The 658-nt window shown below is 39.5% G+C and carries 1 protein-coding gene; it reads left to right on the top strand.

The features are described 5' to 3' along the window. Nucleotides 1-56: 56 nt before the first annotated feature. Complete coding sequence (gene hisE / locus ACRCJ0_RS18085; protein ID WP_431391522.1) at nucleotides 57-380, top strand: phosphoribosyl-ATP diphosphatase; 324 nt, start codon at nucleotides 57-59, stop codon at nucleotides 378-380. Nucleotides 381-658: the final 278 nt, after the last annotated feature.

Raw genomic sequence — 658 nt, 5'->3', positions numbered from 1 at the left:
TTGGTCCAACGTGCCATACGGGTAGCCAGTCATGTTTTGGAGATGATTTCTTCAACTTGAATATCCTTGAAAAAACGGTGGCCGACAAAGTGGGCAATCCTAAAGAAGGGTCGTATACGACTTACTTGGTGGAACAAGGTTTAGATAAGATTCTTAAAAAATGCGGTGAAGAAATGACTGAAGTTGTGATTGCCGCGAAAAATGCCCAAGCCGGTCAAGGAAATGATGAGTTGGTATCTGAAACTAGTGACCTACTCTACCACTTGTTGGTTTTATTAGTTGAAAGAGGCCTGTCATTAACAGATATAGAGGCGGCCTTAAAAGCCCGTCACGGACAAAATCATACCTATTCTGTCCGTAAAGAAATCGACAATTATTAGGAGATAATGAATTAAATTAGAATTTTATTAAAATTATTGTTGACACTTATCATAAAAATTTATATACTGATGTCAGTAAATAAAACAAGTTGATGCGTTGAGAAGTAGAAGTAAGTTAGACGCTTGTGCACAGAAAGTACCGATTGTTGAGAAGGTATGACAAGCCCTAATTGAAAAGTAGACTTTGAGCTGTAGATGCGATCCACCTAAAGGGTGGTTGAGTGTTTACCGGGTGCTGCCGTTAAAATGCCAGTTGATCGGATGAATGTCCCGTCGAC

The sequence above is a fragment of the Aerococcus sp. L_32 genome (assembly GCF_050689315.1).
This window is presented reverse-complemented; position numbering and strand designations above follow the sequence as displayed.